8 protein-coding genes are annotated in these 6,948 nt (G+C 71.0%); 7 read left to right on the top strand and 1 reads right to left on the bottom strand.

Annotation, left to right across the window (positions count from 1 at the left end):
- Positions 1–236, bottom strand: a 236-nt coding sequence (locus ACRDP3_RS02600) for a pyridoxal-phosphate dependent enzyme (protein ID WP_431515155.1), incomplete at its 3' end; no start/stop codon positions are given.
- 265 nt (positions 237–501) lie between these two features.
- Here ACRDP3_RS02600 and ACRDP3_RS02595 point away from each other — a divergent pair.
- The 7 genes from ACRDP3_RS02595 to ACRDP3_RS02565 all read left to right on the top strand — a co-directional run.
- A complete protein-coding gene (locus ACRDP3_RS02595) occupies positions 502–1,587 on the top strand; it encodes an S-(hydroxymethyl)mycothiol dehydrogenase (RefSeq protein ID WP_431515154.1) in 1,086 nt (361 codons plus the stop codon).
- Positions 1,588–1,679: 92 nt separating this feature from the next.
- Positions 1,680–2,423 carry an SAM-dependent methyltransferase gene (locus ACRDP3_RS02590; protein WP_431515153.1) on the top strand — a complete coding sequence of 248 codons (744 nt, stop codon included), beginning with the start codon at positions 1,680–1,682 and terminating at the stop codon, positions 2,421–2,423.
- A 62-nt stretch (positions 2,424–2,485) separates the two neighbouring features.
- The gene (locus ACRDP3_RS02585) at positions 2,486–3,706 is read left to right on the top strand and encodes a carbohydrate kinase family protein (RefSeq protein WP_431515152.1); all 1,221 of its coding nucleotides are present in this window, start codon (positions 2,486–2,488) and stop codon (positions 3,704–3,706) included.
- A gap of 133 nt (positions 3,707–3,839) precedes the next feature.
- Positions 3,840–4,922: a PhoH family protein gene (locus ACRDP3_RS02580; RefSeq protein WP_431515151.1), complete on the top strand. Its 1,083-nt coding sequence runs from the start codon at positions 3,840–3,842 to the stop codon at positions 4,920–4,922.
- A gap of 13 nt (positions 4,923–4,935) precedes the next feature.
- On the top strand, positions 4,936–5,436 hold the full coding sequence (gene ybeY / locus ACRDP3_RS02575) for an rRNA maturation RNase YbeY (protein ID WP_431515150.1): 501 nt from the start codon (positions 4,936–4,938) through the stop codon (positions 5,434–5,436).
- A complete protein-coding gene (locus tag ACRDP3_RS02570) occupies positions 5,433–6,770 on the top strand; it encodes a hemolysin family protein (protein WP_431515149.1) in 1,338 nt (445 codons plus the stop codon). The genes ybeY and ACRDP3_RS02570 overlap by 4 nt, the downstream gene beginning before the upstream one ends.
- Positions 6,771–6,836: 66 nt before the next feature.
- The coding region (locus tag ACRDP3_RS02565) for an MmcQ/YjbR family DNA-binding protein (protein WP_431515156.1) at positions 6,837–6,948 on the top strand (112 nt) is incomplete at its 3' end.

The following is a 6,948-nucleotide window of genomic DNA, read 5'->3' as shown; positions in this document are numbered from 1 at the left end:
ACGCCGCGCGAGAGTTGCTCGGGCGACAGCCGTGAGACGGCGTTGTAGGCGCCGCGGAACTTGAAGGCCCCGACGCGCTGGAAGTTCTCACACTTGAGAAAGGTCTCCGCGCCCACCAGCCGGTCCAGCGTCCGGGAACGGAGCACCGGCGTACGGTGGGCCACCCCCTTCAACCGGTCGGCTGCGTCGCGGATGTTCGCCAGCGTGACGGGTCCGGTACTCGGGCTGCTGCTCATTGATGCGTGCTCCTCTGCCGTGATCCGGACGGGACTCCGGCAACAGCAGCCGGAGACCTCCATCCTCACCCCCCGGCCCGCGGAACCGAATGCGTTTTCCCGTCCTCGCCCGTCCTCGCCCGTCGCCGCGAGGGGGCACGCCACAGACCGTCCCGTTGCGGTGGTCGACGGCCGGGCCGCCGACCGGCACAGTTGGGCGGAACGGACGAGCCGGTGACCGCGGCCACACCAGGGCCGTGGCGGCGGGCGGAGTACGGAGGGCTGCATGGCACAGCAGGTGCGTGGCGTCATCGCGCCGGGCAAGGACGAACCTGTCCGCGTGGAGACCGTGGTGGTACCCGATCCCGGCCCCGGGGAGGCCGTGGTGAAGGTGCAGGCGTGCGGTGTCTGCCACACCGATCTGCACTACAAACAGGGCGGCATCAACGACGACTTCCCCTTCCTCCTCGGCCACGAGGCCGCGGGAGTGGTCGAGTCGGTCGGCGAGGGTACGGGGGAGGTCGAGCCCGGCGACTTCGTGATCCTCAACTGGCGTGCCGTGTGCGGCAACTGCCGTGCCTGCCGCCGCGGGCGCCCCTGGTACTGCTTCGACACCCACAACGCGGCACAGCAGATGACCTTGACCGACGGCACGCCGCTCTCGCCGGCCCTGGGCATCGGCGCCTTCGCCGAGAAGACCCTGGTGGCGGCCGGGCAGTGCACCAAGGTCGACCCCGCCGCCTCTCCGGCGGTGGCCGGTCTGCTGGGCTGTGGCGTGATGGCCGGCATCGGCGCGGCAGTGAACACCGGCGCGGTCGGACGTGGAGACAGTGTCGCCGTCATCGGCTGCGGCGGGGTCGGGGACGCCGCCGTCGTGGGTGCCCGGCTCGCGGGGGCCGCCCGCGTCATCGCCGTCGACATCGACGACCGTAAGCTCACCCAGGCTGCTGCCATGGGCGCCACCCACACCGTCAACTCCACCGCCACCGACCCGGTCGCGGCCATCAGGGAGCTGACCGGCGGGTTCGGCGCGGACGTCGTGATCGAGGCGGTCGGCCGCCCCGAGACCTACGAGCAGGCCTTCTACGCCCGCGACCTCGCCGGCACCGTCGTGCTGGTCGGCGTGCCGACCCCCGAGATGCGCCTCGAACTGCCGCTCCTGGACGTCTTCGCGCGCGGCGGATCGCTCAAGTCCTCCTGGTACGGCGACTGTCTGCCCTCCCGCGACTTCCCGATGCTGATCGACCTGTACCAGCAGGGGCGGCTGGACCTGGAGAAGTTCGTGACCGAGCGGATCGCCCTGGACGAGGTCGAGTCGGCGTTCGAGCGTATTCACGCCGGCGACGTGCTGCGCTCGGTGGTGGTGCTCTGAGGCGCTGACCACGCCGCTCACCGGGCTCCCCTTTGCGCCGCACCGGTGCGTACGGTCAAGGTTTCGCCCGTACGCACCGAGAGGAGCCCCGCGTGTCCCTGCGCCACCACGAGATCGCCGAAGCCCGGCATCGCACGCTCAACCCCGTCACCGAGGAGAAGCTGCGGCTGCTCGGCGAGGTGACGCGCCCGGAAGCCGGCCAGCGCCACCTCGACCTCGCCTGCGGCAAGGGCGAGCTGCTGGCCCGGTGGGCGCGCGACTACGGCACCACCGGGGTCGGCGTCGACATCAGCGGCGTCTTCCTCGAGGCCGCTCGCGAGCGCGCGGCCGAACTGGGCGTCGCGGAGCGGCTCCACTTCGAACGCGGCGACGCCGGCGCGTACGAGGCCGAGCCCGGCGGGTACGACCTCGTCTCCTGCCTGGGCGCGACCTGGATCGGCGGCGGCCTGACCGGCACGCTGGAGCTGATGCGCCGCGCGGTGCGTCCGGACGGCACGCTGATCGTGGGTGAGGTGTACTGGCGGACCGAGCCGCCCGCCGAGGCGTGGGAGGCCATGGACATGGAGCCGGACGACTTCGCGAGCCTCATCGGTACGAACGAGCGCTTCGAGGCGGCCGGCCTGGAACTCGTCGAGATGGTCCTCGCAGACCCGGACAGTTTCGACCGCTACGTCGCCTCCCAGTGGCGCACCATCAGCGACTGGCTGCGCGCGCACCCCGACCACTCGGACACACCGGACATGCGCGACTTCCTCCGCCACTCCCGCGAGACCCACCTCGCCTACGGGCGCGACTACCTGGGCTGGGGCGCGTTCGTCCTGCGGCCGGCGCCCTGACGGAGTCCGACCGGCCGGAGCGAGACAGCGCGGACCCGCCACTCGGGCGCGGAGTTGGCCGAATGTCAGCGGTACGCGGTACACCGGAGACACCAGCAAAAGCGGCGTCGGCGTCGAAGGAGTCCACGGTGGGCAGGGGCACGGGTACGGGCGGAGCAGGCGGCGGCACGGGCAGCACCTTCGACCCGCTGGCCGCGCTCCGCGCGCCCGGCGACCCGGCCTGTGACGTCTATCTGACAGGCACCGTCTTCCTCGACATCATCTTCACCGGCCTCGACTCCGCGCCCGTGCGGGGGACCGAGTCCTGGGCGCGCGGGATGGGGTCCAGTCCGGGCGGTGTGGCCAACATGGCCACCGCCCTGGCCCGGCTCGGCCTGCGCACCTCACTCGCCGCCGCGTTCGGCGACGACATGTACGGCGACTACTGCCGGGAGGCGCTGGAGCGGGGCGAGGGCATCGACCTCGCCTTCTCCCACACCGTTCCCGGCTGGCACTCGCCGGTGACGGTCTCGATGGCGTACGAGGGCGAGCGCACCATGATCTCCCACGGTCACGAGGCCCCGGCCAGGGAGACCGCCACCGCGTACGACCCGGAGGCACCCGAATGCCCGCCTCCGGCACGCGCGTGCGTGACCGACCTGGTGCCCGGCGAGAGTCAGGACTGGATCGCCACCGCCGCCCGCCGGGGCAGCCGGATCTTCGCCGACGTCGGCTGGGACGACACCGGCCGCTGGGACCTGTCGGCCCTCCCGGACCTGGCGCACTGCGAGGCGTTCCTGCCCAACGCCGTGGAGGCGATGCGCTACACCTGCACCGAGTGCCCGCGTGCCGCGGCCCGCGCGCTCGGCGAGCGGGTGCCCCTCGCCGTCGTCACGCTCGGTGCGGGAGGCTCCTACGCCGTCGACGGTCGTACGGGGGAGACCGCCGACATCCCCGCCATCCCCGTCGACGCCCTGGACACCACCGGCGCCGGGGACGTCTTCCTCGCGGGTTTCGTGATGGGCAGCCTCGCCGGCTGGCCGCTCGCGGACCGGCTGGCCTTCGCCGGGCTGACGGCGGCGCTCTCGGTGCAGGAGTTCGGCGGCTCGCTCTCGGCACCCGGCTGGCCGGAGATCGCGGCCTGGTGGCGCCGTACCCGTCAGCAGGCCGGCGGCGCCGAGGACGCCCCGGGCGCCGGGTACGACTTCCTGGACACCGTCCTCACCGGCTGCGGCCGCCCCCTTCCACCGCGTCGCCGCGCGGTCCCCACGATCGGCTTCGGCCAGGGCAGACCGGCTCCTTAGTCCCACGCGCGGAGCGCGTGGGGAAGAACAACAACCGCAAATGCGTTCATGCTTGTCAGTGGTGCGTCGTATTGTGGAAACCCCATCGCCGAGGAGCACAGAGAGGGATGAGGAAGGCCCGTCCGGGTCACCCATGACGCAGACAACGACCAATCAGGCGGGTTCCCCGCAGGCCGAGCAGGCCACGGCTCGCTTCACCGTTCCGGCCAAGCATCCGATGGTGACGGTGCTGGGCTCCGGTGACTCTCTGTTGCGCGTGATCGAGCAGGCGTTTCCCAGCGCCGACATCCACGTCCGCGGCAACGAGGTCAGCGCCTCCGGCGAGGCCGCGGAGGTCGAACTCATCCAGCGCCTCTTCGACGAGATGATGCTGGTGCTGCGCACCGGTCAGCCGATGACGGAAGACGCGGTGGAGCGCTCGATCTCCATGCTCCGCGACCAGCAGGACGGCACGGGTGCCGCCGAGACCCCGGCCGAGGTGCTCACGCAGAACATCCTGTCCAACCGCGGCCGCACGATCCGCCCCAAGACGCTCAACCAGAAGCGGTACGTCGACGCGATCGACCAGCACACGGTCGTCTTCGGCATCGGCCCGGCCGGCACCGGAAAGACCTATCTCGCGATGGCCAAGGCCGTACAGGCCCTGCAGTCCAAGCAGGTCAACCGGATCATCCTGACCCGGCCCGCCGTCGAGGCGGGGGAGCGGCTCGGATTCCTGCCCGGGACCCTGTACGAGAAGATCGACCCGTACCTGCGCCCGCTCTACGACGCGCTGCACGACATGCTCGACCCGGACTCGATCCCGCGGCTGATGGCCGCCGGGACGATCGAGGTCGCGCCGCTGGCGTACATGCGTGGCCGGACGCTCAATGACGCCTTCATCATCCTCGACGAGGCGCAGAACACGAACCCCGAGCAGATGAAGATGTTCCTCACCCGGCTCGGCTTCGACTCGAAGATCGTGATCACCGGCGACGTCACCCAGGTCGACCTGCCGGGCGGCAAGAGCGGGCTGCGGCAGGTGCGGGAGATCCTGGACGGCGTGGACGACGTGCACTTCTCGCTGCTCGACAGCTCGGACGTGGTGCGGCACAAGCTCGTCGGACGCATCGTCGACGCGTACGAGCGCTACGACGTGCGCACCTCCTCCGACACCGCCCCGCACAGCACCGGCACTCCCGCCGGCAAGTCCGGCCACCGCAACGGAAAGCGCTGAGAACACACGCACCATGGCGATCGACGTCAACAACGAATCCGGGCGGACCGTCGATGAGCGGTCGCTCCTCGACATCTCGCGTTACGCCCTGAGCAGGATGCGCATCCACCCCCTCTCCGAGCTGTCGGTGATCGTCGTCGACGCCGACGCCATGGAGCAGCTGCACCTGCAGTGGATGGACCTGTCGGGCCCCACCGACGTGATGTCCTTCCCGATGGACGAGCTGCGCCCGCCCGTGCGGGACGAGGAAGACCCGCCGCAGGGCCTGCTCGGCGACATCGTGCTCTGCCCTGAGGTCGCCGAGCAGCAGGGCGCGGACGCGCCCACCCAGCACTCCATGGACGAGGAGCTGCAGCTGCTCACCGTGCACGGCGTGCTGCACCTGCTGGGCTACGACCATGAGGAGCCGGACGAGAAGGCCGAGATGTTCGGCCTGCAGTCCGCGATCCTGGACGGCTGGCGCGCCGAGCAGGGTCTGACCGGACCGTCCCCGGCCCCCACGACCACGTCATGACGGCGCAACTGATCGCGGTCGCGATCCTGCTGATCGTCGTCGCCTGGCTGGCCGCCTGCGCCGAGGCCGGCCTGGCGCGGACCACCAGCTACCGCGCGGAGCTGGCCGTACGGGAGGGCCGCCGTGGCGCGGGAAAGCTCGCGGTCGTCGCCGCCGATCCCACCCGCTACCTCAACCTCGCGATGCTGGTGCGCGTCGCCTGCGAAGTCGCCTCGGGCGTACTGGTCACCTACGCCGCTCTGCGCGCCTTCGAGACGACCTGGGAGTCGCTGTCGGTCGCGATGGGGGTGATGGTCCTGGTCAGCTACGTCGCGATCGGCGTCTCGCCCCGCACCATCGGTCGCCAGCACCCGCTCAACACGGCCACCGCCGCCTCGTACGTCCTGGTGCCGCTCGTCCGCATCCTGGGCCCGGTGCCGCAGCTGCTGATCCTGCTGGGCAACGCGCTGACCCCGGGCAAGGGCTTCCGCAAGGGCCCGTTCGCGAGCGAGGCCGAACTGCGGGCCATGGTCGACCTGGCGGAGCAGGAGTCCCTGATCGAGGACGAGGAACGGAAGATGGTGCACTCCGTCTTCCAGCTCGGCGACACGATCGTGCGCGAGGTGATGGTGCCGCGCACCGACCTGATCACCATCGAGCGCTTCAAGACGATACGGCAGGCGCTGACCCTCGCCCTGCGGTCGGGCTTCTCCCGCATCCCGGTCGTCGGGGAGAGCGAGGACGACGTCGTCGGCGTCGTCTACCTCAAGGACCTCGCGCGCAAGACGCACATCAGCCGTGATGCCGAGACGGAGCTGGTCTCCACGGCGATGCGGCCGGCGGCGTTCGTACCCGACACGAAGAACGCGGGTGACCTGCTGCGCGAGATGCAGCAGGACCGCATCCACGTCGCGGTCGTCATCGACGAGTACGGCGGCACGGCCGGGATCGTGACCATCGAGGACATCCTGGAGGAGATCGTCGGCGAGATCACCGACGAGTACGACCGTGAGCTGCCGCCCGTCGACGACCTCGGCGAGGGGCGCTACCGCGTCACGGCCCGGCTCGACATCGGCGACCTGGGCGAGCTGTACGACCTGGTCGGCCTGGACGACGAGGACGTGGAGACGGTCGGCGGCCTGCTGGCCAAGTCACTCGGCCGGGTGCCCATCGCGGGTGCGACGGCGACGGTCGACGTCACCGAGGACCGCTCCGATCCGACGCTGACCGCGCTGCGGCTGACGGCGGAGGCCCCGGCGGGGCGCCGCAACCGGATCGTCACGGTGCTGGTGGAGCCGGTCCGCTCCGCGGAGGACGCGGACGAGACGACCTCGGACGAGCCCGCCAACGCGTGACCCGCCTGCGGCAGGTGCGGGTGTGAGCGGGGTGGCACGCGGGGGAGCGGGTGGGATCCTGAGGCCATGACACCGGACGAGCTGCGCACGTACTGCCTCGGGCTGAACGGAGCGAGCGAGGACTTTCCGTTCAATCCGGAGGTGTCCGTCTTCAAGGTGGGCGGGAAGCTCTTCGCCC

Origin of the sequence: Streptomyces sp., assembly GCF_050698815.1 — a bacterium.
Classification (GTDB): domain Bacteria; phylum Actinomycetota; class Actinomycetes; order Streptomycetales; family Streptomycetaceae; genus Streptomyces.
Note: the sequence above shows the minus strand (reverse complement) of the source record. Positions and strands in the feature narration are given on the sequence as shown.